Raw genomic sequence first — 25,136 nt, forward strand, 5'->3', positions numbered from 1 at the left:
TGGTTCGGTGGATGCGCGCTGGATGGACGCGATGTCTGCCACGACTTTGAAGGACGCGCACGAGTTTGTGGAGCAGTTGATGCCTGCACCGAATGCGACACCTGAGGTGTGGCGGGAGTTCCATTGTCGTGCGGTTGGGGTTTACGAGCGGATCGCGGATGTTGATCGCGGGCATCACCACGAGGCCCTGTACTGGGTGGCGCGTGAGCGGGCGAAGGGCGAGCAGGTTGCTCGGTCGGACTCGTCCGGTGCGGTCGATCGCTCGGGGAGGACCGAGTGATGGGCCTTCGCAGCGGACGCGAGTCGGTGGTGCAGTACGGCGTCAAGCTTCGGCGGAACGTCTTCGACAAGGCGGCGGGGAGTGCGGGACTTCGCTCGGACTATGCGTTGGCCAAGGCGATGAAGGTCAACAGGTCGACGGTCACGCGGGTTCGTCGTGGGGAGCTTCGGCCTGGTTCGGCGTTCATCGGTGGTGCGTTGAAGGCGCTTGCGCCGTGGGTGTTCGAGGAACTGTTTGAAGTCGTCGGGGTGGTGGGCGATGAGACTCGGTGACGGGCCCTACGGCCACGTGCGGGTGCAGAACAGGATGGTCGGCGCGGCGGTGCGCGAGGCGCGTCTGTTGTGCGGGCTCAACGGCGACCAGTTGGCCGGGTTGTTGGGCTGGTCGCCGGCGAAGGTGTCGCGGGTGGAGAGCGGGGCCCGTGCGTGTAGCGCGGAGGACTTGGCGCGGTGTCTCGGGATGGTTGGTGCTGCGCCGGATGTCTTTGAGCGGGCTGTGCACGTTCATCGCCAGGTTGACAGCGACGTTCTGGTTCATCGGCACGCGCCGGGTTGGCCGGATGCAGTGTGGACGTTGGGTCGTTGCGAGTCGAGTGCGTCGGTGATCGTTGCGTATGAGCCGTCACGTGTACCTGCGTTGTTGCAGACCGAAGCCTATGCGCGTGCGGTGATCGGCGATGACGATCCGGTGCAGGTGGAAGCGCGGATGGCCAGGCAGCGGCGGATGTATGAGCGGTCCGGGTTGGCGCTTGAGGTTCTGGTGCCTGAGGCCGTGTTGCGGGTGGTGGTCGGTGGCCGTGCGGCGATGGAGGAGCAGTTGATGCAGTTGCTCCTGTTGTCCCACCGCGACGAGTTCGACATCCGGGTGGTTTCGGCGCCGGGGGTGCTGCTCGGTGGCCCGTTCACGTTGATGGAGCACCGGGCGTATCCGCCGGTAGTTCACGTGGAGTTGGAGGCGGCCAGCGTTCTGCTCGACGCTCCCGAGATCGTGCGGGCATATCGCGCCCGGTTGCGCCGGTTGCGGGCTGCCGCGGTGGGTCGGCAGCGGTCGAGGGAAGTGCTGCTGGAGATCGCCGATGGTTACGGCGTGCGCGCTGTGGAACGTATCGGCGCGCCTGAATCCGCTTGACCGCTACTGCGGTTGGTGTTGTCGGTGGGCGTGATCGCAGAGGACAGGCACCGAATGTGGAACGTTCGGTGTGCACGTCATGTCGGAGCGTGCACACAACTGGGGCACGGGAGCATGAGGGCCGCGCTGATCTATCAGCACGCGACCAGCGAGCGTGACCGGGAGATCGCCGGGAAGCTGAGCAAGTCGAGGCGGCGCGGAAGCGCGGGCAGCCCTAATCGCACGACGGGGTCTCGGAGTGCTGCGGCGGTGTCGGCCTGACGGGGGTGGCACCGTCGTTGACCTGCAAGGGAAGTACGAGAGCGGGTGACGGGAATCGAACCCGCATGACCAGCTTGGAAGGCTGGGGCTCTACCATTGAGCTACACCCGCACCGCGTCCACCGGGGGTGGGCGCGGGGGTAGCTTAGCCTGTCGCGATAGGGTGTTGGTGACCGGGGCGTGGCGCAGTTTGGTAGCGCACCCGCTTTGGGAGCGGGGGGTCGCAGGTTCAAATCCTGTCGCCCCGACGGTTGGCGCGGCCCCCTAAGTCCGGTGGGGGCCGCGTGCTGGGTCCGATCTTGTCGCCGTTCTTGAGCACACCGCGCCATGGGCGCTCAAGAACGGCCTTCCCCAAGTCTCAGGCAGGTGTCGCCACCTGTTCGCTCACCACCTGCGCCGCCGCCGAGACCAGGGCCGTCACCGACGGGTTGGTCGAGTTGTCCTGGCGCCACGCGAACTGGGTGTACACCCGGAACGGCGGAACCCAGGGCAGGCGGCACAGCCTTCCGTCGGACAACTCCGCCGCGACCGTCACCTCGGGCACCAACGAGATCCCCAGTCCTGAGGCGACCGCGCGCTTGGCGGCGTCTATCGAGTCCAGTGCCAGCACCGGCGACCTGGCCTCCGCGCCGTGGAGGCCGAGCGCCTGTTCGAACTGCTCGTAGTAGCTCGCGCCGTTCTCCGCCCGGATGAGGGTGCTCCCGCGCAGCTCATCCTCGGTGATCACCGAACGCCTCGTCAGCGCGTGCGTCGGACCCGCGACCATCACCAGCGGCTCCGGGCACAGCACGGTCGTCTCCAAGCCCTCGCGGGGCTCTACTGAGCCGATGAAGAAAGCGCAGTCCAGCCTGCCTTCGCGCACCGACGCCAGGTTCGTCTGGGTGTTGCGCGAGTGCAGCGAGATCTGGACGCTCGGGTAGCGCCAGCACATGTACTCGATGAGTGGTAACAGTCGGTAGTCGGTCAGGCTCTGCGCGCTGCCGATGACCAGCTTGCCGTGCGGCTCGCCGTTCATCGTGATGGCCTTTCGCGCTTTGTCCGTCAACGTGATGATGTTGCGCGCGAATGGCAGCAGCTCGACGCCCGCGGAAGTCATCTGGATTCCGCGTGGGAGTCGGCGGAACAACGGCACGCCAAGGGTCTCTTCGAGTGCCTTGATCCGGGTGGTTATGGTGGGTTGCGAGCAATTCAGCGTGGCGGCTGCCTTGGTGAAACTGCCCGTTTGAACCACAGTTGTGAACGCCAAAAGCTGACGTGTCTCCATGGAGCTCCCCAACGGTGCGTGAAAGTGATCCACGAGCGACCGGTGTAGGACGGGCGTCGTGGGTTTCGTTGCGTGGCGGCAGTTGACCTAGCTGCGCCGGGTCACCGGACGCGGCTCGGTGCTGATCAACATCGCCGCTCGGCCGTGAGGGGCGGTACCCGATGGTCTCGTGTTCCTCCCAAGCCCTGTCGGGATCCGGCGCGGTGCTCCGGGGAGCCGGCGTCGGGGGCAGGTCCTGGGTTACTGTTCGGCAGCGGCGGAATGGCTCTCATCGGGTCATCGGCACCTTGTCTGGTAGGTGGTTAAAGAGCTCGATGACATTGTTTCGCTCGTCCCTCTGGTCCCGGTTGCCGGTGGCGTCCGCTGCTGACCCCCCAGAACGTCCGGCAATGTCAATTATTTTGTGGTCCAGCGATGCGGGTCCGGGCGTCACGCTACCTGAAACCCACACTAATGGACTACGGCGAGTGGAGTCATCTCGACACGTGAAAGTTTTCCGTCGACCGCTACTCCGAACGGCCCCAATTCACCCCTTGTGCCGAACCTCCTCTCCGCGGTGGTTGCCGACGGTTAGTCGTCGCTACGGCATCCGTGTTACACCATCGTCTCCCCGTGGCGCTGGGCCCGCGCCGGTTTCACCGCGTCAACAATGGTTGCCATCACTCGAACGGTCTAGTGCGAGCGGTCCGCGGTCGACCGTTGGACGGCAAGACTGCGGCCGAACCGACGCAACCTCCCACCGGCAACCTGGTGTGCGCCCTTCCTTGGCTTCTCCGCATTGATGCGGAGAGTGGCCCTCGCGAGTCCGGCGACCGGGGTCGCCGGCGGGTCGGCCCGACCGGCTGCGGACGTCCCCGGCCGGAGCCCGTGCCGCCGCCCCGGCCGGCCCGGCCGTCGCTCGAAAAGGTGAAAACCACCCACTGCGCCAGAAAATGGTGATTACGCCGAACGCCGAATACCGACCGGGTCGAGTGGAAATGGCTCTGCGCCGACGTGGAATTCGCGAAGTGCGAGTCGTTCGACGGGCGGGCGGGTGAACCGCTGCCGAATGCGCGGCCCGACCCCGGAGTCCGACCCGGCGGTGCACCGAAGCGAACCCGTAGCGGAACCCGAAGGAGAACCCGTAGCGGAGCCGGAGTCGAACCCCGGGCGAACGCCGGGACGATCTCCGCGCCGGCGCCCGTGCGGAAGATCCGGGGTGCCGGCCGCCCGGCCACGGCCCACCGCCTAGACTCATACGGAATCCCGGCGCCCGGCAGAGCGTTTCCGGGGTGTTCCGCACGTCCTGCCCGTTACGAGGAGACCACGTTGAAGAGCACCGTCGAGCACCTGAGCCCGACGCGGGTCCGGATCAACGTCGAGGTGCCGTTCGACGAGCTCAAGTCGGACTTCGACCGCGCGTACCGCAAGCTGGCCAAACAGGTCCGCATCCCCGGCTTCCGCCCCGGCAAGGCCCCCGCCCGCGTGCTGGAGAGCCGCATCGGCCGCGCGCCCGTCCTGGACGAGGTCGTCCAGGAAGCCATCCCGGCCAAGTACCTGGAGGCGGTCAGCTCCGGCGAGATCCGCACCCTGGGCCGCCCGGACTTCGAGGTCACGAAGATCGAGGACGGTGAGTCGCTGGCGTTCACCGCCGAGGTCGACGTCCGCCCCGAGATCACCGTGCCCGCGTTCGGCGAGCTGGCCGTGAGCGTGGACGAGCAGGAGGTCACCGAGGACGACGTGACCACCCAGCTCGACGAGCTGCGCGCCCGCTTCGGCACCCTGACCGGCGTCCAGCGCCCCGCGCAGGAGGGCGACTTCGTCATCGTCGACCTGTCGGCCACCGTGGACGGCGAAGAGGTCGACGAGGCCAAGACGACCGGCCTGTCCTACGAGATCGGCTCCGGCCAGCTCGTGGAGGGCATCGACGAGGCCCTGGTCGGCGCGTCCGAGGGCGAGTCCCGGACCTTCACCACCACGCTGGTGGCGGGCGACCACGCCGGCCGCGAGGCCGAGGTCACCGTCGTGGTGAACACCGTGAAGGAGCGCCAGCTCCCCGACCTGGACGACGACTTCGCCCAGCTTGCCAGCGAGTTCGACACGCTGGACGAGCTGAAGGACGACCTGCGGGTCCGCCTCGGCCGGGTGAAGAAGATGCAGCAGGGCGTCCAGGCGCGCGACAAGGTGCTGGAGGCGCTGCTGGCCGCCGTCGAGGTGCCGCTGCCCGAGGCCGTCGTCCAGGGCGAGGTGGACGCCCGTGCGCACGACGCCGTGCACGCCTTCGACCACGACGAGAACCGCTTCGCCGAGTGGCTGGTCGAGCAGGGCCAGACCCAGGAGGAGTTCGACACCGAGGTGCGCACCGCCGCCGAGCAGGCGGTCAAGACGCAGCTCGTGCTGGACGCCATCGCGGACGCCGAGCAGCTCAGCGTGTCCGACGGCGAGCTGACCGAGCGGATCATCTACCAGGCGCAGCGGTTCGGCATCAGCCCGGACGAGTACGTCAAGCGCGCCCAGCAGTCCGGCCAGCTCGGCGCGATCTTCGCCGACGTGCGCCGGGGCAAGGCGCTGGCGTCCGTGGTGCGCCAGGCCACCGTCACGGACGAGGCGGGCAACGCGCTCGACCTGGACGAGCTGTTCGGCGAGACGAAGTCCACTGAGGAATCGGCGGCCGAGCCGACGGCGTAGCCCGTCGAATCTCCACCGGAGTTGAAGCCCTGAGCGAACGCGGGCGGTGTCGGGAAGGCGACGCCGCCCGCCTTCGTTAAGGTCGTTGCTACGAGACTCTTTTCGGCAAAGTTAGGCAGGCAGACGTGACGCAGCACTCCTTCCCGATGCCCGAGATGCGGTCGGCCACGGGGATGAACCTCAACGACTCGGTCTACGAGCGCCTGCTCCGCGAGCGGATCATCGTGCTGGGGTCGCAGGTCGAAGAGGGCATCGCCAACCAGATCACCGCGCAGCTCCTCCTCCTCGCGGCCGAAGACCCCGAGAAGGACATCACCCTCTACATCAACTCGCCCGGCGGCTCGGTGACCGCGGGCATGGCGATCTTCGACACGATGCAGCTCATCGAACCCGACGTGGCCACCTACGCGATGGGTCTGGCGGCGTCGATGGGCCAGTTCCTGCTCTCGGCGGGCACGCCCGGCAAGCGGCACGCGCTGCCGCACGCGCGCATCCTCATGCACCAGCCCTCGGCGGGTGTCGGCGGCACGGCGGCCGACATCGCGATCCAGGCGGACATGCTGACCCGGACCAAGCAGGAGATGGCCGAGCTGATCGCGCAGCACACCGGCCAGCCGGTCGAGCGCATCATCGCCGACTCCGACCGCGACCGCTGGTTCACCGCCCAGGAGGCCCTGGAGTACGGCTTCGTGGACAAGGTGATCACCCGCGCCAGCCAGGCGAACAGCAACTGACCGGGCAGCACAGGACCAGGAGACAACCAGTGAGCCAGTTCCACGCGCCGCAGTCCCGGTACGTGCTCCCCTCGTTCGTCGAGCGCACGAGCTACGGCATCAAGGAGTCCAACCCGTACAACAAGCTGTTCGAGGAGCGCATCATCTTCCTCGGCGTGCAGGTGGACGACGCGTCGGCGAACGACGTGATGGCCCAGCTACTCGTGCTGGAGTCGGAGGACCCGGACCGCGACATCCTGATGTACATCAACTCGCCGGGTGGCTCGTTCACCTCGCTGATGGCCATCTACGACACCATGCAGTTCGTCCGCCCGGACATCCAGACCTACTGCCTCGGCCAGGCGGCCTCGGCCGCCGCGGTGCTGCTGGCGGCGGGCACGCCCGGCAAGCGGCACGCGCTGCCCAACTCGCGGATCCTGATCCACCAGCCCGCCACCGACGGCGTCTACGGGCAGGTCTCCGACCTGGAGATCCAGTCCAACGAGATCCAGCGGGTGCGCAGGCTGCTGGAGAGCACGCTGGCCAAGCACACCAGCAAGAGCGCCGAGCAGGTCCGCGCGGACATCGAGCGGGACAAGATCCTCACCGCCGACCAGGCCAAGGAGTACGGCATCGTGGACCTCGTCCTGCCGTACCGGAAGCTGTCGGCGAAGTAACTCCACGTGACGCCCGACACGCCGAGCCGACCAGGGGTCCTGCCGGGATCGGCGTGTCGGGGGCACGCTGGTCCTCCCGCACAGGCGGGTAGGACAGGTACCGTCGAGGGGAACGGGCGGACCCCGCACCCAGCGGGTGGATGCCAACCAGCAGTCAGGCGCACCTCACCAGGACGTGCGCCGGAGGGGACAGAGGTCAGCGGTCATGGCGCGTATCGGTGACGGCGGCGACCTGCTGAAGTGCTCTTTCTGCGGGAAGAGCCAGAAGCAGGTGAAAAAACTCATCGCCGGCCCCGGTGTCTACATCTGCGATGAGTGCATCGACCTCTGCAACGAGATCATCGAGGAAGAACTCGCGGAGGCAGGCGACGTCAAGCTCGACGAGCTGCCCAAGCCCGCCGAGATCCACGAGTTCCTCGACCAGTACGTGATCGGCCAGAACGAGGCCAAGCGGACGCTCTCGGTGGCGGTCTACAACCACTACAAGCGCATCCAGGCGGGCGACCGCGGGCGCGAGGGGCGCGACGACGGCGTGGAACTCGCCAAGTCGAACATCCTCATGCTCGGCCCGACCGGGTGCGGCAAGACCTACCTGGCCCAGACCCTCGCGAAGATGCTGAACGTGCCGTTCGCGATCGCGGACGCCACGGCGCTGACCGAGGCGGGCTACGTGGGCGAGGATGTGGAGAACATCCTGCTCAAGCTGATCCAGGCGGCGGACTACGACGTCAAGCGCGCCGAGACCGGCATCATCTACATCGACGAGGTCGACAAGATCGCTCGAAAGAGTGAAAACCCGTCGATCACGAGGGACGTGTCGGGCGAGGGCGTGCAGCAGGCGCTGCTGAAGATCCTGGAGGGCACGACGGCCTCGGTGCCGCCGCAGGGCGGGCGCAAGCACCCGCACCAGGAGTTCATCCAGATCGACACGACGAACGTGCTGTTCATCGTGGCGGGCGCGTTCGCGGGCCTGGAGAAGATCATCCAGGACCGGGTCGGCAAGCGCGGTCTGGGCTTCGGCGCCGAGGTGCGCACCAAGGCGGAGGTCGACGCGGCGGACTACTTCGCCGACTCGATGCCCGAGGACCTGATCAAGTTCGGGTTGATCCCGGAGTTCATCGGGCGGCTGCCGATGGTCGCCAGCGTCACGAACCTGGACAAGGAATCCCTGGTCCGGATCCTCACCGAGCCGAAGAACGCCCTGGTCAAGCAGTACCAAAAGCTGTTCGAGATGGACGGCGTGGAGCTGGAGTTCACCAAGACCGCGATGGAGGCGGTGGCGGACCAGGCGATCCTGCGCGGCACCGGCGCGCGCGGCCTGCGGGCGATCATGGAGGAAGTCCTGCTGCCGGTGATGTACGACATCCCGAGCCGCACGGACGTGGCCAAGGTCGTCATCACCGAGCAGACGGTGAAGGAGAACGTGAACCCGACCATCGTGGCCCGGCAGCCGTCCCGCCGGGAGCGCCGCGAGAAGTCGGCCTGAGCGTTGTCGCTGCCGTACACGCTCCTGCTGCACGGCCTGGGCGGGTCCGGGCCGACGCACTGGCAGAACTGGCTGGCAGGCGAGCTCGCCCACCACGGTGGGCAGGTGGACCTGCCCCAGTTCACCATGCCCGACGCCCCGCAGCTCGACGTCTGGCTCGCCGAGCTGCGGGAACACCTCTCCGCCGCGCCCACCTCGGGTGACCGGGTCGTGGTCGCGCACTCGCTGGCGTGCCTGCTCTGGCTGCACCACGCGGCCGGGTCGTTCGACCCGGCGCTGCGGGTGGACCGGGTGCTGCTGGTGGCGCCGCCGAGCCCGCGGTTCACCGGTGAGCCGCTGATCAGCGAGTTCCAGGCGGCGCCGCTGGACCCGACCGCGCTGCGCCGGGCGGCGGTGTCGACCCGGCTGGTGGTGGGCGAGGGCGACTCGTACTGCACGCTGGAGCAGGGCAAGGAACTGGCCGAGGCGCTGCGGGTGGACGTGGATGTCATCGTCGGCGGGGCGCATCTGAACGTGGACGCGGGCTACGGGTCCTGGGGCGCGATTCTGAAGTGGGTTCGGAGCGGTCGGACGCCGCTCACGCCGCGTTGACGCTCGGCGTTCTAGACGGCTGACTGCGTCCGGAGGGCTTCGATCTCGTCCGGCCCGTAGCCGAGCGTGCTCAGCACGTGGTCGGTGTGCTGGCCGTGGCGCGGTACCGCTCCCGGAGCCCATTTCCAAGCGGTCGAGTCGACGGGTGGGCGCAGCATCGCCGTCTCGCCGCCGGGCACCGGCACGGTCGTCCAGCGGTCGCGGTCGGCCAGTTGCGGGTGGTCCGGCAGGTCGGCCACGCTGCGGGTGCGGGCGGCCGGCACGTCGGCCCGGTCCAGGGCGTCCAGCAGGTCGGCGGCGGTCCAGTCGGTGAAGTCCAGTTCGGCGTGCAGGGCCGGTCGGTGTCCGACGCGGGAGCTGACGGTGCCGAAGCGCGGGTCGTCGGCGAGTTCCGGTCTGCCCAGCACGGTGCACAGCCGTCGCCATTGCGGATCGTTCTGCACGGCCAGGTGCACGGACCCGTCGCGGCACGGGAACGGTCCGTACGGGGCGATGCTGGGGTGGTGCGCGCCCGTGCGCGGCGCGGCGGCCCCGGTGCCGGCCGCGTACAGCATCGGCTGGTGCATCCACTCGGCCATCGCCTCGAACAGCGACAGCCTCAGCGTCGCGCCTTCACCGGTCCGGGCGCGGTGCAGGAGGGCCGCGAGGACGGCGGAGTGGAGTTGCACGCCGGCGGCGATGTCGGCCACCGAGATGCCGGCTCGGGCGGTGACGTCACCCTCTCCGGTGAGTTCCACCAAGCCCGCTTCGGACTGCACGAGCGCGTCGAACGCCTTGCGTCCCGCGTACGGGCCGCTGTCGCCGTAACCCGACAGCTCACCGACCACCAGCGTGGGGTGTTCGGCACGGAGGGTGTCGGCGTCCACGCCGATCCGGCGCGCCGCGCCGGGCGACAGGTTGCACAGCACCACGTCCGCCCGCGAGATCAGCCGATCGAGCACTTCCCGGCCGGCGGGGTTCTTCAGGTCGAGGGTCAGCGACTCCTTGCCGACGTTCGTCCACGCGAAGTACGAGGACACCTCGCCGCAGGCGTGGTCGTAGTGCCGGGCGAAATCGCCGCCGTCGGGGCGTTCCACCTTCACCACCCGTGCGCCCAGGTCGGCCAGCAGGCGGGCGGCGTAGGGCACGGCCACGGCTTGTTCGAGGCTGACCACCAGCACGCCGTCGAGCGGTCTCAACCGGCGATCCGTTCCACGCCCGCGTACACGTTCATCGAGTCGCCGCGCAGGAAGCCGATCAGGGTCACGCCCTGCTCCTCGGCCAGCTCCACCGCCAGCGACGAGGGTGCGGACACGGCGGCCAGCATCGGCACACCGGCCATCGCGGCCTTCTGGACCAGCTCGAACGACGCCCGCCCGGACACCATCAGCACGGTCCCGGCCAGCGGCACGCGGTCCTGGAGCACGGCCCAGCCCAGCACCTTGTCCACGGCGTTGTGCCGGCCCACGTCCTCCCGCACCACCAGCACGTCACCCGATGCAGTGAAAAGTCCGGCCGCGTGCAGGCCGCCGGTGGACGCGAACACCTTCTGCTTCGCGCGTAACGCGTCGGGCAGCCCGGTGAGCACCTCCACGTCGACCCGGACCGCGTCGTCGGCGGGGGAGTAGCGGGTCTTGAGCTTCACCGCGTCCAGCGCCGCCTTGCCGCACACGCCGCACGACGACGTGGTGTAGAAGTTGCGCTCCACGCTCGCGTCCGGCGGCGGCACGTGGTCGGCCAGCGTCACGTCCAGCACGTTGTAGGTGTTCAGCCCGTCCGGGCCGGCGCCCTCGCAGAACCGGGCCACCGCGATGTCGCGCAGCCCCCCGATCACGCCCTCGCCGAGCAGGAAGCCGTGCGCCAGCTCCACGTCGTGCCCTGGTGTCCGCATGGTCACGGTCAGTGGCGAACCGCCGACGCGCAGCTCCAACGGCTCCTCCGCCGCCAACGAGTCGATCCTCGTACGGTGCGTTCGTCGCGAATACGTGACCACTGGGCGACGGACCGTCACTCGCCCCATCGTGGAACTCCTTCCCGACGCTAAGTTTCCGCGTGACCCGCCCACCAGGTTACGGAGGTGTCGGCCAGTGGGTTTCCTGGACCGCTCACGAACCGTCGCGCCACCGGACTGGAACCGGTGGCTGGTCCCGCCGGCAGCCCTGTCGGTCCACCTCGCCATCGGCCAGGCCTACGCGTGGAGCGTGTTCAAACCGCCGCTCGAAGGCGCGTTGGGGCTGTCCGGCACGCAGAGCGCGCTGCCGTTCCAGCTTGCCATCGTCATGCTCGGCCTGTCGGCGGCGTTCGGCGGCACGCTGGTCGAGCGCAACGGGCCGCGCTGGGCGATGTTCGTGTCCGCCACCTGCTTCTCGTCCGGCTTCCTGATCTCCGCGCTCGGCGCGTGGACCGGGCAGTACTGGCTGGTGGTGCTGGGGTACGGGTTCGTCGGCGGCATCGGATTGGGCATCGGGTACATCTCGCCGGTGTCGACGCTGATCAAGTGGTTCCCGGACCGGCCGGGCATGGCGACCGGCATCGCGATCATGGGCTTCGGCGGCGGCGCGCTGATCGCGTCGCCGTGGTCGGCGCAGATGCTGGAGTCGTTCGGGCGCAGCGGCGCCGGGATCGCCCAGACCTTCCTGGTGCACGGCCTGGTGTACGCGGTGTTCATGTCGGTGGGCGTGCTGCTGGTGCGGGTGCCCGCCGAGGTCGTCGAGCAGCGGGTGGTGCGCTCGGCGGTCAACGTGTCCGCCCGCAACGCCGTGAAGACACCGCAGTTCTGGTGCCTGTGGGTGGTGCTGTGCTTCAACGTCACGGCGGGCATCGGCATCCTGGAGAAGGCGTCGCCGATGATCCGGGACTTCTTCGCCGACACGTCCACGCCGGTCGCCGTCGGGGCCGCCGCCGGGTTCGTGGCGCTGCTGTCGCTGGCGAACATGGTGGGCAGGATCACGTGGTCGTCCACATCGGACCTGGTGGGCCGCAAGAACATCTACCGGCTGTACCTGGGCGTCGGCGCGCTGACGTACCTGGTGCTGGCGTTGGCGGGCAACGCGTCCAAGCCGCTGTTCGTGGTGTGCGCGATGGTGATCCTGTCGTTCTACGGCGGCGGGTTCGCGACCGTCCCGGCCTACCTCAAGGACCTGTTCGGCCCCTACCAGGTGGGCGCGATCCACGGCAAGCTGCTGACCGCGTGGTCTCTGGCGGGCGTGCTCGGGCCGTTGATCGTCAACGCCATCGCGGACAGCCAGAAGGCGGCCGGCAAGTCCGGTCCGGACCTGTACACGACCTCGCTGCACATCATGATCGCGTTGCTGGTGGTGGGTTTCGCGGCCAACGAGCTGATCCGGCCGGTGGCGGCGAAGCACCACGAGCCGACGCCGGAAGGGGTGTCCCGGTGAACCGGACCGCGCTGGTGGTGCTCGCGTGGCTGTGGGTCGGGCTGCCGCTGGCCTACGGCCTGGTCGAGCTGATCCGCAAGGTGACCGCGCTGTTCACCGGCTAGTGTCGTCGGGTGGATTCCTACGACGTGGTGGTGGTCGGCGGCGGGCACAACGCCCTGGTCGCGGCGGCTTACCTGGCTCGCGCCGGGCGTTCGGTGCTGGTGGTGGAGAAGCTGGACCACGTCGGTGGCGCGGCGGTCAGCGAGGCGGCGTTCACCGGCGTGCCCGCCCGGCTGTCGCGGTACTCGTACCTGGTCAGCCTGCTGCCGGACCGGATCGTCGCCGACCTCGGGCTGAAGGTGTCGCTGGAGTCACGTGCCGCGTCCTCCTACACGCCCGCCGGGAACCTCCTGGTGGAGCGCACCCCGGGGCCGGCGACGGCCGAGTCGTTCCGCGCGCTGACCGGGTCGGACGCCGAGTTCGACCGGTGGCAGCGCTGGCACGCCGACCTGGAGACGCTCGCCCAGGCGCTGGCGCCGACGTTCCTGGAGCCCCTGGTGTCGCGTGAGCACGCCCGTATCCGGGTCGACTCGGTGGCGCGGATGCGGCTGTGGGAGCAGGTGTTCGAGCGTCCGCTGGGCGTGACGCTGGAGGAGCTGTTCACCCACGACGTCGTGCGCGGGGTGGTCGGGACGGACGGGCTGGTCGGCACGCACACGTCGCTGCACGACCTCAAGGCCAACCGGTGCTTCCTGTACCACGTGGTCGGCAACGGCACGGGCGAGTGGAAGGTGCCGGTCGGCGGCATGGGTGCGGTGACCGCGGAACTCCTCCGGGCCGCCCGGGAGGCCGGGGCGGAGATCGTCACCGGCGCGGAGGTGTCCAGAGTGGACGTCGACGGCACCGACGCCGAGGTGGAGTTCGACGGACGGACCGTGGGCGCGCGGTTCGTGCTGTCCGGTGTGGCTCCTCGGGTGTTGGACGCTCTGCGCGGCAGGGAGAGCCGAGCCGTCGCGGACGGCTGCCAGGTCAAGGTGAACATGGTGTTGACCCGGCTGCCGAAGGTGCGCGGCGGGGTGGACCCGAAGCTCGCGTTCGCGGGCACCCTGCACCTGGACGAGTCCTACACCCAGTTGGAGACCGCGTACCGGGAGAGCGCGGCGGGGCAGGTGCCGTCCGTGCTGCCCGCCGAGATGTACTGCCACACGCTGACCGACCCGTCGATCCTCGCCCCGGAACTGGTCGAGAGCGGTTGGCACACCCTGACCCTGTTCGGCATGCACACCCCGGCGGCGTTGTTCGAGGGCCACGAGGGGCTGCGGGACCAACTGGTCGGCCGCTACTTCAAGGCGTTGAACCGGCACCTCGAAGAGCCGATCGAGGAGTGCCTGGCGACGGACGCCGACGGCAGGCCGTGCGTGGAGGCGCGTTCGCCGCTGGACCTGGAGGCGGAGCTGGGCCTGCCGCGCGGCAACATCTTCCACGACGAGCTGGCCTGGCCGTTCGCCGAGAACGACGACGAGGTCGGGCGCTGGGGCGTGGAGACCGACGTGCCCAACCTGTTCGTGTGCGGCGCGGGCGCGCGGCGTGGCGGCGGGGTCAGCGGCATCGGCGGCCACAACGCGGCCATGGCGGTGCTGGAGCGTTAGAGGCGTTCGAACAGCTCGGTGACGAGCTTCTTCTCCTGCTCGAAGTTCGCGCCCGAGGTCACCAGGATCTCGACCGCACCCTTGCGCGCGACCAGGGTGTTCTGCACGACCTCGCCGGTGCCGAGGGTGCCGGTGTAGGCCTCGTCGTGGAAGTCCGGGAGGTCCTTGACCTTCTGGCCGCCGGTGCCGAAGCCCTGCTTGCCCGCGGCGAACGCCGCGGTGTCCGACTTCGTCTGGAACCGCACCACGGTGTCCGCGCCGCCGCCGTCGTACTTGCAGGTGACGGTGGTGCCGTCGATCGTCTCGCGCGGGTGGGTGAGGTTGAGCCGCAGCGTCGCGCCGACGACGTCCTCGGGTGCGGTGGCGCAGCTAATGCCGGCGACCTCGGTCGGCGTGGTGGTCGGTGTCGCCGACGTGGTGCCGGTCGGCGCGGGCGCGCTGTCGGGTGTGGAGGTGCAGCCGGCGAGCACCGCCAGCCCGACAACGGCCGCGAGCGCCTTCTCGATGGTCACTGGTCCTCCAAGTCCCGTCGCACGGAGGTTCGTCCGAAGGAGTGGGGACGTTACCGGAGCGCTATATCAAGGAACCTTGCTAAAGTGTCCTTGATAAAGGTACCTTGAGGTGGTGGCCGACGACCTGATCCGCGATCCGAAGATGCTGCGGGCGCTCGCGCACCCGTTCCGCTGGAAGCTGATCAACCTCCTCCTGGCGGAAGGCCCGCGCACCGCGACGCAGTGCTCCGCCGCGCTCGGCGAGAGCGTGGCTAGCTGCTCGTACCACCTGAAGATGCTGGCCAAGTACGGGTTCGTGGGCGAGGTGCCGGACGTCAAGGGCAGGCAGAAGCCGTGGCGGCTGCTGCGCAAGTCGCAGACCTGGTCGTCGGCCGACCTGGACGACGAGGGCGCGTCGGCGGCCGAGGCGGCGAGCGACGCGTTCCTGGAGCAGGAGTTCGCCGCGGTGCGCGCGCAGTCCCGCCGCAACCCGCTGGAAGCCGAGGACTGGCGGGACGCGCTGGGCGTGCGCGGCCGGATGGAGTTCCTGACCGTGCGGGAAGTCGAGCAGATCACGGCGGAGGTGATGGCGGTCATCGAGCGGTACTCCGACCGCCACGACCACCCGGAGGAACGGCCGGAGGGTGCGCGGCCGGTGCGCTTCTTCCTCGCGACCACGGCGTCACCACGACGCGACTAGGGGATTTCCATGCCATACCAAGATTTACTGCTCGCCGTCGCCCGGCAGCGGATGCACGACGACGAGCACGCCGCCGCACGGCATCGGCTCACGCGCAAGCGCCTCAAGGCGTTCTCGGGACTGCTCAAGCTCGACTGGCAGGTGGTGCGGGAGCAGCGGCGGGTGGTCGCGAGCGTCGGCTTCTCCTGGCAGCGATCGGCAGGGTGACGAGCGCGCCCGGCGGCGAGGAGTGCGACGCCCGCCCGGCCGGAACGGCTCGCGTCACCCCGGCGCGCCGCCGCCGAACGGCGAGTCCGGCGGCGGCAACCACACCGTGATCGTCAGTCCGCCACCCTCTCCAGCCGCACCACGATCGACTTGGAGGTCGGCGTGCCCGAGGTCTGCGCGGTGGAATCCAGCGGCACCAACGAGTTCGCCTCGGGGAAGTACGCCGCCGCGCAGCCCTTCGCCGTCGGGTAGGACACCACCCGGAACCGTTCCGCCCGCCGTTCGGTCACGCCCGTCGGGTCGTCCGGCCACTCGCTGACCAGGTCCACGTGCTGGCCGTCCAGCAGGTCCAGCTCGTCCAGGTCCGCCGGGCTCACGAACACCACCCGCCGGCCGTCCTTCACCCCGCGATACCGGTCGTCCAGGCCGTAGATGGTGGTGTTGTACTGGTCGTGGCTGCGCATGGTCTGCAACAGCAGCCGCCCCACCGGCACCCGCAGCACGGTCAGCTCGTTCGCCGTGAAGTGCGCCTTGCCGGTCCGGGTTCCGCTGAACTCGCGGGCGTCGCGCGGCGCGTGCGGCAGCACGAACCCGTCCGGGCGGCGCACCCGCTCGTTGTAGTCGGCGCACCCCGGCACGACCCGGGAGATCCGGTCCCGGATCAGGTCGTAGTCCTTCTCGAACTCCTCCCACGGCACCGGGTGCGCGGGACCGAGCACCGCCCGCGCGAGCCGGCACACGATCGACACCTCGGACAGCAGCCGCTCACTGGCGGGCGCCAGCCGCCCGCGCGACCGGTGCACGACGGACATGGAGTCCTCGACCGTCACGAACTGCTCACCGCTGTGCTGGAGGTCGCTTTCCGTGCGGCCCAGCGTGGGCAGGATCAGCGCGTTCCGCCCGTGCACCACGTGCGACCGGTTCAGCTTGGTCGACACCTGCACGGTCAGCTCGCACGACCGCATCGCCTTCTCGGTCACCGCCGTGTCCGGCGAGGCCGCGACGAAGTTGCCTCCCACCGCGAAGAACACCTTGGCCCGGCCGTCCCGCATGGCGCGGATCGAGGCCACCGTGTCGAAGCCGTGCTCGCGCGGCACGGTGATGCCGAACTCGGTTTCCAGCGCGGACATGAACTTCTCCGGCATCTTCTCCCAGATGCCCATGGTCCGGTCGCCCTGCACGTTCGAGTGGCCGCGCACCGGGCACAGGCCCGCGCCGGGCTTGCCGATCATGCCGCGCAGCAGCGCCACGTTCGCGATCTCGCGGATCGTCGGCACGGAGTGCTTGTGCTGGGTCAGCCCCATGGCCCAGCAGAAGATGGTGCGTTCCGAGTCGGCCAGCATCCGGGCCAGCAGCTCGACCTGCGCCCGCGGCAGGCCGGTCGCGGTGTCCACCGCCTCCCAGTCGAGGTCGCGCACGTGCGCCACGTAGTCGGCGAACCCGTCGGTGTAGCGGGCCACGAACTCGTCGTCCGCCGCGTCCCAGGACAGCAGCAGGTTCCCGACCGCCTGGAACAGCGCCTGGTCGCCGCCGAGGCGGATCTGGAGGAACTCGTCCGCCAGTTGGGTGCCCGCGCCGACCAGGCCGCGCACGTTCTGCGGGTTCTTGAACCGCAGCAGCCCGGCTTCCGGCAGCGGGTTCACCGCGACGATCTTCGCGCCCGCCTTCTTGGCCTCCTCCAGCGCGGACAGCATCCGCGGGTGGTTGGTGCCGGGGTTCTGGCCCACCACCACGATGAGGTCGGCGCGGGCGAAGTCGTCGATGCTGACCGAGCCCTTGCCGATGCCGGTCGTCTCGGACAGCGCCGCGCCGGACGACTCGTGGCACATGTTCGAGCAGTCCGGCAGGTTGTTCGTGCCGAACGAGCGCACCAGTAGCTGGTACAGGAACGCGGCTTCGTTGCTGGTGCGGCCGGACGTGTAGAAGACGGCCTCGTTCGGGTCGGCGAGGCCGTTGAGCGTGCCCGCGATCAGGTCGAAGGCCTCGCTCCACGGGATCGGCTGGTAGTGCGTGCCGCCTTCGCGCAGCACCACGGGCTCGGTCAGCCGGCCCTGTTGGCCCAGCCAGTAGTCGGTCTTGCCGGCGAGTTCGGCGACCGGGTGCGCGGCGAAGAACTCCGGCCCTACCCGGCGTTTCGTGGCCTCCTCGGCGACCGCCTTCGCGCCGTTCTCGCAGAACTCGGCGAGCTTGCGGTGCCCCTGCGGCTCCGGCCAGGCGCAGCCGGGACAGTCGAAGCCGTCCCGCTGGTTGAGCAGTCGCAACGTGCGGACGGTCCGGGCCGGCCCCATCTGCTCCACGCCGCGCTTGAGCGACACGGCCACGCCGGGGATGCCCGCCGCCCACTGCTTCGGTCCGGTCACGTCGAGCCGGGACTCGTCGATGTCCTGCTCCGGTGGCTTGCTCATGCCCACCATTGTGCGCTGGCGCGCCCCGCGCGAGCGCGCCAGCGGTACCGCGATCGACGTCGGCGGCAAGGGTGGCGCGGGACCGCTGTCACGGGCCCCAAGGGGTTGAGTACGGCCCGTGAATCCGGCGCGTCCCCCTGCGGCGACCGGCGATCAACGTCAATTGTGATCGGCGCCACTACTTGGCAGAATCGTCCGATCGGGTGACCTCATTCCGGGCATCCATCTTTGACATCCAGCGATTGGTCGAGGTCGAAGTAATCTTCGGACGGCTTGTCGTCGGTGAAGTCGGTGGTGGCGCGTTCGCTGATTCCCGGCGCGAGAAAGCCCTGCTTCGACGCGGTGCAGGCGATGGCGTAGTCGAAGCCCGCCGTCTGGTCCGTCCAGAGGCCCCGGCTGTCCGCGCTGAACGCGTCTCCGGTCCGCAGCACGTAGGACATCTCGACCCGGCGGAGCGCGATGATGTCCATCGGGCCGAACGGCGTCTTGTCGGTGGCGAACGCGTACGCGAACACGTAATCGGTGTGCACGAACAGCTCGCCGTCCTGCCCCGCCTCGGCCCGCATGGTCCCGTTCACCTTGGGCGCGACCGGCAGCAGCCGCTGCCCCTTGGCGATCCTGGTCACCACCATCGAAGCCTCGGGGTCGTGCCGGCCGTCGAACTGCTGCCGCAGGTGGTCCTGGAGGTCGTAGGCGAACAGCCCGATGTACGGCTCGACGTCGTGGTCCTGGATCACCCGGCGGTCCAGCCGCGAGGCGACGACGGCCTGCTTCACCCGGCCGTAGGCGTCGGCGACCTGCTCGGCGGAGAACCCGCCGACCGCCTGCGCCTCGGGCGCGACGACCCCGGCCTCGCCGTCCGCCCACCCGGCGGCGGGCGTGTTCAGGAACGGCCGTTCGAAGTCGACCTCGAACGCCTCCTGGGCGGGCGTGTTCACCGCCTCCTCGATCCCGGCGAACTCGCCTTCGCGGTACAGGCCGTACAGCAGCGCGGCGATCGCGACCACCGCCACCGCCGTGACGACCTTGCCGGTGCTCGCCTTCCGGCGGGCCTTGCGCCGCTGCCGGCGGATCTCCTTCCGCGCCCGTCTGTCGGCCTCCGCGATCCACTTCCCGTCGCGCAGGTCAGGGTGGTTCTCGATGTCGTCGGTGTCCACGTGCCCCCCGGCCTCCTCAACTGCACCGATCACTCGATCGGATGAGCGAGCGCGGACGTTGACAGCCGTTTCACGTTCGCGGTCCGGCACGCGTCCGCGCCGGGCGGGCGCTACCAGGTATCTGGTTCGAAGTCGATACCCAAGGCTCCGTAGACTTCCCACGTGACTGAAACGCCCACCACACCCCAGCGCACCGAACTCCCGCCGGCCTGGAACCCGGCCGAGGTAGAGGCCGGGCTGTACCAGCGGTGGGTGGAGCGCGGGTACTTCACGGCCGACGCGAACAGCGACAAGCCGCCGTTCACGATCGTGCTGCCCCCGCCGAACGTCAACGGCAGCCTCCACATGGGCCACGCCCTCAACCACAGCATCATGGACGCGCTCACCCGGCGCCGCCGGATGCAGGGCTACGAGGTGCTGTGGCTGCCGGGCACCGACCACGCGGGCATCGCGACGCAGACCGCCGTCGAGCGCGCGCTGGCCGGCGAGGGCATGTCCCGCCACGACCTCGGCCGCGAGAAGTTCGTGGAACGGGTCTGGCGGTGGCGCGAGGAGGTCGGCGGCACGATCCTCGGCCAGATGCGCCGCCTCGGCGACGGCGTGGACTGGGACCGGGTCCGGTTCACCATGGACGAGGGACTGTCGCGCGCCGTCCAGACGATCTTCAAGAAGCTCTTCGACGACGGCCTCATCTACCGCGCCGAGCGCATCATCAACTGGTGCCCGCGCTGCCAGACGGCGCTGTCCGACATCGAGGTCGACCACTCCGAGGACGACGGCGAGCTGATCTCCATCCGCTACGGCTCGGGCGCGAACTCGATCGTCGTCGCGACCACCCGCGCCGAGACGATGCTCGGCGACACGGCGGTGGCCGTGCACCCGGCGGACGAGCGGTACCGGCACCTCATCGGCACCGAGGTCGAGGTGCCGCTGACCGGCCGGTTCGTGCCGATCGTGGCAGACGAGCACGTCGACCCGAAGTTCGGCACCGGCGCGGTGAAGGTCACCCCGGCGCACGACCCGAACGACTTCGAGATCGGCCGGCGGCACGAGCTGCCCGCGCTGACCGTCATGGACGGCCGGGGCGTGATCACCGCGCACGGCCCGTTCGAGGGTCTGGACCGGTTCGAGGCACGGCCCGCCGTGGTCGCCGCGCTGCGCGAGCAGGGCCGGATCGTCGCCGAGAAGCGCCCTTACAAGCACTCCGTGGGCCACTGCTCGCGCTGCGACACGGTCATCGAGCCGCGCCTGTCGCTCCAGTGGTGGGTCAAGGTCGAGCCGCTGGCCCGCGAGGCCAGCGCGGCGGTGCGCGACGGCCGCACCCGGATCCACCCGCCGGAGCTGGCGAAGCGCTACTTCGACTGGGTCGACAACCTCAACGACTGGTGCATCTCGCGCCAGCTCTGGTGGGGCCACCGCATCCCGGTCTGGTACGGCCCCAACGACAAGGTGATGTGCGTCGGGCCGGACGACGAGCCGCCCGGCGAGGGCTGGACGCAGGACGAGGACGTGCTCGACACGTGGTTCTCCTCGGGCCTGTGGCCGTTCTCGACGCTGGGCTGGCCGACGCCGACCGCCGACCTGGCGAAGTTCTACCCGACCAGCGTGCTGTCCACCGGCTACGACATCCTGTTCTTCTGGGTCGTCCGGATGATGATGTTCGGCCTGTACGCGATGGACGGCAAGCAGCCGTTCGACCACGTGTACCTGCACGGCCTGATCCGCGACCAGTACGGCAAGAAGATGTCGAAGTCGCGCGGCAACGGCATCGACCCGCTGGACTGGATGGACGCCTACGGCACGGACGCCACCAGGTTCACGCTGCTGCGCGGCGCGAACCCCGGTTCGGACATGGCGATCGCCGAGGAGTGGGCGGCCGGTTCCCGCAACTTCACCACGAAGCTGTGGAACGCGTCCCGGTTCGCGCTGAACAACGGCGCGACGGTGGCCCGCCCGGTGCCGCCGCGCGAGGAGCTGACCGACGCCGACCGCTGGATCCTGGACCTGCTGGACGAGCTGGTCACGGACGTCGACGGCCAGTTCGAGGGCTTCCAGTTCGCGAAGCTGTCCGAAGCGCTCTACCACTTCACGTGGGACGAGTTCTGCGACTGGTACCTGGAGCTGGCGAAGGTCCAGCTCGCCGAGGGCGGCGCGCGCGCCGAGGCGACCCAGGCGGTGCTCGGGCACGTGCTCGACGTGGTGCTGCGCCTGCTGCACCCGTTGACGCCGTTCATCACCGAGACGCTGTGGACGACGCTCACCGGCGGCGAGTCGCTGGTGGTCGCGGACTGGCCGAAGCCGACCGGCGACGCGCCCGACGAGGTTGCGGCGACCCGCATCGAGGGCCTGAAGAAGCTGGTCACGGAGATCCGCCGGTTCCGCTCCGACCAGGGCCTCAAGCCCGCGCAGAAGGTCGCGGGCAAGGTGCGCGGCGCGTGCTGCGTCGACCTGATCGACCAGGTGCCCGCCGTGCGGTCGCTGACCAGGATGACCGAGCCGGGCGAGGGCTGGGCGGCGTCGGCGTCGCTGGAGGTCGGCCTGCCGAAGGGCGCGGTCAAGGTCGAGCTGGACCTGTCCGGCGCGATCGACGTGGTGGCCGAGCGCAAGCGGCTGGCCAAGGACCTGGCGGTGGCGGAGAAGGAGCGGGCCCAGTGCGAGGGCAAGCTGAACAACCCCGCGTTCACCGACAAGGCGCCGGCCGAAGTCGTCGCGAAGATCCAGGCGCGGCTCGCGGCGGCGAACGCCGACATCGAGCGCATCCACGCCCGCCTCGACACGCTGCCGCAGTCGTGAGCGCGCCCGATCCGCTGGAGGAGCTGCGCCAGGTCGAGGCGGAGCTGAACCAGCGCTGGCCGGAGACCAAGCTCGACCCGAGCGTGGAGCGGATCCGGGCGCTGGCCGAGCTGCTGGGCGACCCGCAGACGTCCTACCCGGTGCTGCACCTCACCGGCACCAACGGCAAGACGTCGACCTCGCGGATGATCGACGCCCTGCTGACCCGCGTCGGCCTGCGCACCGGCCGGTACACCAGCCCGCACCTCCAGCGGGTGACCGAGCGGATCAACGTGGACAACGCGCCGATCAGCCCGGAGCGCTACGTCGAGGTGTACCGCGACGTCGAGCCGCTGGTGTCCATCGTGGACAGCCGGCACGAGGTGCCGCTGAGCAAGTTCGAGGTGCTCACCGGGATGGCGTTCGCGGCGTTCGCGGACGCCCCGGTGGACGCCGCCGTGGTCGAGGTCGGCATGGGCGGCGAGTGGGACGCGACCAACATCGCCGACGGCAAGGTCGCGGTCATCACGCCGATCGGCCTCGACCACGTCGACTACCTGGGCTCCTCGCTGGAGGGCATCGCGACCGAGAAGGCCGGGATCATCAAGCCCGGCGCGGTCGCCCTGCTGGCCGAGCAGGACCCGGTGGTCGAGCAGGTGCTGCTCCGGCGGATCGCCGAGGTGGACGCCATGGTCGCCCGGCAGGGCTCGGAGTTCGGCGTGTTGCAGCGGGACATCGCGGTCGGCGGGCAGATGCTGCGGCTGCAGGGGCTCGGCGGCGTGTACGACGAGGTCTTCCTCCCGCTGCACGGCGCGCACCAGGCGGCCAACGCGGTGCTCGCGCTGGCGGCGGTGGAGGCGTTCTTCGGCGCGGGGGCCGACCGGCAGCTCGACGTGGAGGCGGTGCGCGAGGCGTTCGCCACCGTGGCGTCGCCGGGGCGGCTGGAGCGGGTGCGGTCCGCGCCGACCGTGCTGGTCGACGCGGCGCACAACCCGCACGGCGCGAAGGCCCTGGCGAAGGCGCTGGGCGAGGAGTTCGGCTTCCGCAAGTTGGTCGCGGTGGTCGGCGTGATGGACGACAAGGACGCCGTGGGCATCCTCGGCGAGCTGGAGCCGGTGGTGGACGAGGTCGTGCTGACCGCGAACTCGTCGCCGCGCGCCATGGACCCGGACCTGCTGGCGGGCGTGGCGATCCCGATCTTCGGCGAGGACCGGATGGTCGTGCGGCCGCACCTGCCGGACGCGATCGAGGAGGCCGTGCGGCTGGCCGAGGAGGACGAGGACGGTGTCGTGGTGTCCGGCGGCGGAGTGGTCGTGACCGGGTCCGTGGTGACCGCGGGCGACGCGCGGGCGTTGTTCGGCAAGGCGCCGGCATGACCGCGCCGGCGCCGAAGAAGGACCCCATGAAGGCGTTCCGGGGCATCATGGCCGGGACGCTCATCCTGGAGGCGATCGTCGTCGCGCTGGCGCTGCCGGTGGTGGTGAACCTCGGCGGCGGTATCGGCACCGGCACCGGGTACCTGGTGCTGGCGCTGATCGTCGCGCTGATCGGCACGTGCGCGATCCTGAAGCGCCCGTGGGCGGTCTGGGTGATCGCCGTGCTGCACGTGGTGATGATCGCCTCGTGGATCGCGATGACCGCGTTGGGCATCATCGGCGTGCTGTTCACGCTGGTGTGGGCCTACCTGCTGTGGTTGCGCCGGGACGTGGCACGCCGGATGGCCGAGGGTCGGTTGCCCAGCCAGCAGGCCTAGTTCACCCGGAGTTCGGGTTCGGCGGCTACAAACCCGCCATGACCGATGGTGTGGTGAACCGGCGGACGCTGCTGCGCGCCGGAGCGTTCGGCACGGCGGCGGCGTTCGTGCCCGGTGTTGCGCCGGCGGCTTCGGGCAGGCCCGTGCTCACGCACGGCGTGCAGTCCGGTGACGTGACGTTCGACGGCGGCCTGGTGTGGACGCGGGCGGACCGCCCGGCGCGGATGCTGGTGGAGGTGTCGTCGGACCCGTCGTTCCGGCACGCCCGCCGCCTGCGCGGCCCCGTGCTCACGCCGGCCACGGGCGGCACCGGCAAGCTGCGGCTGCGCGGCCTGCCACCGGGCCGCCGCGCGCACTACCGCGTGGTGGCCGAGGACCTGGACGGCCGCGCCCGCAGCGAGGCCGTGGTCGGCAGCTTCCGCACCGCGCCGCTCGGGCGTGAGGACGTGCGGTTCACGTGGTCCGGCGATGTGGCGGGGCAGGGCTGGGGCAGCAACCCCGACCTGGGCGGTATGCCGCTCTTCGGCGCGATGGCCGCGCGCCGGCCGGACTTCTTCATCAACAGCGGCGACACGGTGTACGCGGACGGGCCGTTGCAGGAGTCCGTGACGCTGCCCGACGGGCGGATCTGGCGCAACACCGTGACGCCGGAGAAGCTGAAGGTCGCCGAGACGCTGGACGAGTACCGGGGCCAGTTCGCGTACAACCTGATCGACCCGAAGTACCGCTCGTTCGCCGCGGACGTGCCCGCCTTCGTGCAGTGGGACGACCACGAGGTGGTCAACAACTGGTACCCGGGCGAGATTCTGGACCTGCCGCAGTACACCGAGAAGCGGGTGGACGTGCTGGCGGCGCGGGCGTTCCAGGCGTTCCACGAGTGGCAGCCGATCGACCCCCGGCAGGCGGTCGACGGGCGCGTGTACCGGAAGTTCCCGTACGGGCAGCACGTCGAGGTGTTCATCCTGGACATGCGGTCGTACAAGGACGCCAACAACGCCCCGCGCGACGGCGCCGGGCACGTGCTGGGGGACCGGCAGGCGCGGTGGCTGGTCGAGTCGCTGGACCGGTCGCGGGCCACGTGGAAGATCATCGCCGCCGACCTGCCGATCGGGCTGACCGTGCCGGACGGGGCGGACATCGAGGGCGTGGCGAACGGCCTGCCGGGTGCGCCCGGTGGGCGTGAGCACGAGTTGGCCTGGGTGCTGCGGGAGCTTCGGAGGCGCCGGGTGCGCAACACCGTGTGGCTGACGGCGGACGTGCACTACACGGCGGCGCACCACTACTCGCCCGCGCGGGCGGCGGTGGGCGACTTCGACCCGTTCTGGGAGTTCGTGTCGGGGCCGGCGCATGCGGGGGCGTTCGGGCCGAACACGCTGGACCCGACGTTCGGCCCGGAGGCGGTCTTCGTGCACGCCCCGCCGGCCGCGAACACCTCGCCGCTGGACGGGTTCCAGCACTTCGGCGAGGTGGAGGTGACACGGCACGGCGAGCTGACCGTGTGGCTGCGCGACGCCACGGGCGCTTCGCTGTGGTCGAAGACCTTGCAGCCGCAGCGCCGGTAAGCACCTGCAAGGGTT

Annotated in this window: 23 protein-coding genes and 2 tRNA genes; 18 read left to right on the forward strand and 7 right to left on the reverse strand. The window is 69.9% G+C overall.

Going from position 1 to position 25,136, the window contains the following annotated elements:
- Positions 1–7 precede the first annotated feature (7 nt).
- The 3 genes from ACQPZF_RS07550 to ACQPZF_RS07560 are packed head-to-tail and all read left to right on the forward strand — an operon-like array spanning position 8 to position 1,408.
- Positions 8–280, forward strand: a complete 273-nt coding sequence (locus ACQPZF_RS07550) for an AMED_5909 family protein (RefSeq protein WP_433269651.1) — start codon at positions 8–10, stop codon at positions 278–280.
- Complete coding sequence (locus ACQPZF_RS07555) at positions 280–552, forward strand: transcriptional regulator (RefSeq protein WP_433269653.1); 273 nt, start codon at positions 280–282, stop codon at positions 550–552. The genes ACQPZF_RS07550 and ACQPZF_RS07555 overlap by 1 nt, the downstream gene beginning before the upstream one ends.
- Positions 539–1,408 carry a helix-turn-helix domain-containing protein gene (locus ACQPZF_RS07560; protein ID WP_433269655.1) on the forward strand — a complete coding sequence of 290 codons (870 nt, stop codon included), beginning with the start codon at positions 539–541 and terminating at the stop codon, positions 1,406–1,408. The genes ACQPZF_RS07555 and ACQPZF_RS07560 overlap by 14 nt, the downstream gene beginning before the upstream one ends.
- Before the next feature lie 301 nt (positions 1,409–1,709).
- Here the strand turns inward: ACQPZF_RS07560 and ACQPZF_RS07565 are convergent.
- Positions 1,710–1,780: transfer RNA gene (locus ACQPZF_RS07565), tRNA-Gly, on the reverse strand.
- 62 nt (positions 1,781–1,842) lie between these two features.
- On the opposite strand from ACQPZF_RS07565, the gene ACQPZF_RS07570 reads away from it, so the two are divergent.
- A tRNA-Pro gene (locus tag ACQPZF_RS07570) sits at positions 1,843–1,916 on the forward strand.
- A gap of 110 nt (positions 1,917–2,026) precedes the next feature.
- On the opposite strand, the gene ACQPZF_RS07575 is transcribed toward ACQPZF_RS07570, so the two are convergent.
- Positions 2,027–2,932 (reverse strand): LysR family transcriptional regulator, encoded by a 906-nt coding sequence (locus ACQPZF_RS07575; protein ID WP_433269657.1) that lies wholly within the window; start codon positions 2,930–2,932, stop codon positions 2,027–2,029.
- 1,308 nt (positions 2,933–4,240) lie between these two features.
- Between ACQPZF_RS07575 and tig the strand changes: the two genes are divergently transcribed.
- The 5 genes from tig to ACQPZF_RS07600 all read left to right on the forward strand — a co-directional run bounded on the left by tig (position 4,241) and on the right by ACQPZF_RS07600 (position 9,066).
- On the forward strand, positions 4,241–5,599 hold the full coding sequence (gene tig, locus ACQPZF_RS07580) for a trigger factor (protein WP_433269659.1): 1,359 nt from the start codon (positions 4,241–4,243) through the stop codon (positions 5,597–5,599).
- 125 nt (positions 5,600–5,724) lie between these two features.
- Complete coding sequence (locus ACQPZF_RS07585; RefSeq protein ID WP_433269661.1) at positions 5,725–6,333, forward strand: ATP-dependent Clp protease proteolytic subunit; 609 nt, start codon at positions 5,725–5,727, stop codon at positions 6,331–6,333.
- 29 nt (positions 6,334–6,362) lie between these two features.
- Entirely contained in the window at positions 6,363–6,989 is a 627-nt protein-coding gene (locus ACQPZF_RS07590) for an ATP-dependent Clp protease proteolytic subunit (protein ID WP_433269663.1), read from the forward strand.
- 205 nt (positions 6,990–7,194) lie between these two features.
- Positions 7,195–8,475: an ATP-dependent Clp protease ATP-binding subunit ClpX gene (clpX, locus tag ACQPZF_RS07595; RefSeq protein WP_184692995.1), complete on the forward strand. Its 1,281-nt coding sequence runs from the start codon at positions 7,195–7,197 to the stop codon at positions 8,473–8,475.
- A gap of 3 nt (positions 8,476–8,478) precedes the next feature.
- Entirely contained in the window at positions 8,479–9,066 is a 588-nt protein-coding gene (locus ACQPZF_RS07600) for an RBBP9/YdeN family alpha/beta hydrolase (RefSeq protein ID WP_433269665.1), read from the forward strand.
- A gap of 11 nt (positions 9,067–9,077) precedes the next feature.
- Here the strand turns inward: ACQPZF_RS07600 and ACQPZF_RS07605 are convergent, their stop codons facing one another.
- Both ACQPZF_RS07605 and fdhD read right to left on the reverse strand, forming a co-directional pair.
- The gene (locus ACQPZF_RS07605; protein ID WP_433269667.1) at positions 9,078–10,244 is read right to left on the reverse strand and encodes a CaiB/BaiF CoA transferase family protein; all 1,167 of its coding nucleotides are present in this window, start codon (positions 10,242–10,244) and stop codon (positions 9,078–9,080) included.
- Positions 10,241–11,065, reverse strand: coding sequence for a formate dehydrogenase accessory sulfurtransferase FdhD (fdhD, locus tag ACQPZF_RS07610; protein ID WP_433269669.1), 825 nt, complete (start codon positions 11,063–11,065; stop codon positions 10,241–10,243). The genes ACQPZF_RS07605 and fdhD overlap by 4 nt, the downstream gene beginning before the upstream one ends.
- 67 nt (positions 11,066–11,132) lie before the next feature.
- Between fdhD and ACQPZF_RS07615 the strand changes: the two genes are divergently transcribed.
- Genes ACQPZF_RS07615 through ACQPZF_RS07625 form a run of 3 tightly spaced genes read left to right on the forward strand, consistent with a single transcriptional unit; the run spans position 11,133 to position 14,074 of the window.
- On the forward strand, positions 11,133–12,443 hold the full coding sequence (locus tag ACQPZF_RS07615; protein WP_433269671.1) for an OFA family MFS transporter: 1,311 nt from the start codon (positions 11,133–11,135) through the stop codon (positions 12,441–12,443).
- Positions 12,440–12,547, forward strand: a complete 108-nt coding sequence (locus ACQPZF_RS07620) for an MFS transporter small subunit (protein ID WP_433269673.1) — start codon at positions 12,440–12,442, stop codon at positions 12,545–12,547. The genes ACQPZF_RS07615 and ACQPZF_RS07620 overlap by 4 nt, the downstream gene beginning before the upstream one ends.
- Positions 12,548–12,556: 9 nt before the next feature.
- On the forward strand, positions 12,557–14,074 hold the full coding sequence (locus ACQPZF_RS07625; protein ID WP_433269675.1) for a phytoene desaturase family protein: 1,518 nt from the start codon (positions 12,557–12,559) through the stop codon (positions 14,072–14,074).
- Here ACQPZF_RS07625 and ACQPZF_RS07630 read toward each other — a convergent pair.
- The gene (locus ACQPZF_RS07630; RefSeq protein WP_433269677.1) at positions 14,071–14,586 is read right to left on the reverse strand and encodes a hypothetical protein; all 516 of its coding nucleotides are present in this window, start codon (positions 14,584–14,586) and stop codon (positions 14,071–14,073) included. The genes ACQPZF_RS07625 and ACQPZF_RS07630 overlap by 4 nt on opposite strands.
- Positions 14,587–14,698: 112 nt before the next feature.
- Between ACQPZF_RS07630 and ACQPZF_RS07635 the strand changes: the two genes are divergently transcribed.
- Both ACQPZF_RS07635 and ACQPZF_RS07640 read left to right on the forward strand, forming a co-directional pair.
- Positions 14,699–15,265, forward strand: coding sequence for an ArsR/SmtB family transcription factor (locus tag ACQPZF_RS07635; RefSeq protein WP_433269679.1), 567 nt, complete (start codon positions 14,699–14,701; stop codon positions 15,263–15,265).
- A 9-nt stretch (positions 15,266–15,274) separates the two neighbouring features.
- A complete protein-coding gene (locus ACQPZF_RS07640) occupies positions 15,275–15,472 on the forward strand; it encodes a hypothetical protein (protein WP_433269681.1) in 198 nt (65 codons plus the stop codon).
- 113 nt (positions 15,473–15,585) lie between these two features.
- Here the strand turns inward: ACQPZF_RS07640 and ACQPZF_RS07645 are convergent, their stop codons facing one another.
- Together ACQPZF_RS07645 and ACQPZF_RS07650 are read right to left on the reverse strand one after the other, a co-directional pair.
- Positions 15,586–17,886, reverse strand: coding sequence for an FdhF/YdeP family oxidoreductase (locus ACQPZF_RS07645; RefSeq protein ID WP_433274466.1), 2,301 nt, complete (start codon positions 17,884–17,886; stop codon positions 15,586–15,588).
- Positions 17,887–18,086: 200 nt separating this feature from the next.
- Positions 18,087–19,034: a hypothetical protein gene (locus ACQPZF_RS07650; RefSeq protein WP_433269683.1), complete on the reverse strand. Its 948-nt coding sequence runs from the start codon at positions 19,032–19,034 to the stop codon at positions 18,087–18,089.
- A 162-nt stretch (positions 19,035–19,196) separates the two neighbouring features.
- Here ACQPZF_RS07650 and ACQPZF_RS07655 point away from each other — a divergent pair, with 162 nt between their 5' ends.
- Genes ACQPZF_RS07655 through ACQPZF_RS07670 form a run of 4 tightly spaced genes read left to right on the forward strand, consistent with a single transcriptional unit; the run spans position 19,197 to position 25,121 of the window.
- Positions 19,197–21,827, forward strand: coding sequence for a valine--tRNA ligase (locus ACQPZF_RS07655; RefSeq protein WP_433269685.1), 2,631 nt, complete (start codon positions 19,197–19,199; stop codon positions 21,825–21,827).
- Positions 21,824–23,182, forward strand: coding sequence for a bifunctional tetrahydrofolate synthase/dihydrofolate synthase (gene folC, locus ACQPZF_RS07660; protein WP_433269687.1), 1,359 nt, complete (start codon positions 21,824–21,826; stop codon positions 23,180–23,182). Before ACQPZF_RS07655 ends, folC begins: the two co-directional genes overlap by 4 nt.
- Positions 23,179–23,559 (forward strand): DUF4233 domain-containing protein, encoded by a 381-nt coding sequence (locus tag ACQPZF_RS07665; RefSeq protein ID WP_433269689.1) that lies wholly within the window; start codon positions 23,179–23,181, stop codon positions 23,557–23,559. Before folC ends, ACQPZF_RS07665 begins: the two co-directional genes overlap by 4 nt.
- Positions 23,560–23,597: 38 nt before the next feature.
- Positions 23,598–25,121 carry an alkaline phosphatase D family protein gene (locus ACQPZF_RS07670; RefSeq protein ID WP_433269691.1) on the forward strand — a complete coding sequence of 508 codons (1,524 nt, stop codon included), beginning with the start codon at positions 23,598–23,600 and terminating at the stop codon, positions 25,119–25,121.
- Positions 25,122–25,136 lie beyond the last annotated feature (15 nt).

It is taken from the genome of Actinosynnema sp. CS-041913 (assembly GCF_050942485.1).
Lineage (GTDB): Bacteria > Actinomycetota > Actinomycetes > Mycobacteriales > Pseudonocardiaceae > Actinosynnema.

What these genes read in the sequence shown, in the direction of transcription:
- ACQPZF_RS07555 (WP_433269653.1), top strand. Translation starts at nt 280, where the DNA reads ATGGGCCTTCGCAGCGGACGCGAGTCGGTGGTGCAGTACGGCGTCAAG.
- ACQPZF_RS07560 (WP_433269655.1), top strand. Translation starts at nt 539, where the DNA reads ATGAGACTCGGTGACGGGCCCTACGGCCACGTGCGGGTGCAGAACAGG.
- ACQPZF_RS07575 (WP_433269657.1), bottom strand. Translation starts at nt 2,932, where the DNA reads ATGGAGACACGTCAGCTTTTGGCGTTCACAACTGTGGTTCAAACGGGC.
- clpX (WP_184692995.1), top strand. Translation starts at nt 7,195, where the DNA reads ATGGCGCGTATCGGTGACGGCGGCGACCTGCTGAAGTGCTCTTTCTGC.
- fdhD (WP_433269669.1), bottom strand. Translation starts at nt 11,065, where the DNA reads ATGGGGCGAGTGACGGTCCGTCGCCCAGTGGTCACGTATTCGCGACGA.
- ACQPZF_RS07640 (WP_433269681.1), top strand. Translation starts at nt 15,275, where the DNA reads ATGCCATACCAAGATTTACTGCTCGCCGTCGCCCGGCAGCGGATGCAC.
- ACQPZF_RS07645 (WP_433274466.1), bottom strand. Translation starts at nt 17,886, where the DNA reads ATGGTGGGCATGAGCAAGCCACCGGAGCAGGACATCGACGAGTCCCGG.
- ACQPZF_RS07665 (WP_433269689.1), top strand. Translation starts at nt 23,179, where the DNA reads ATGACCGCGCCGGCGCCGAAGAAGGACCCCATGAAGGCGTTCCGGGGC.
- ACQPZF_RS07670 (WP_433269691.1), top strand. Translation starts at nt 23,598, where the DNA reads ATGACCGATGGTGTGGTGAACCGGCGGACGCTGCTGCGCGCCGGAGCG.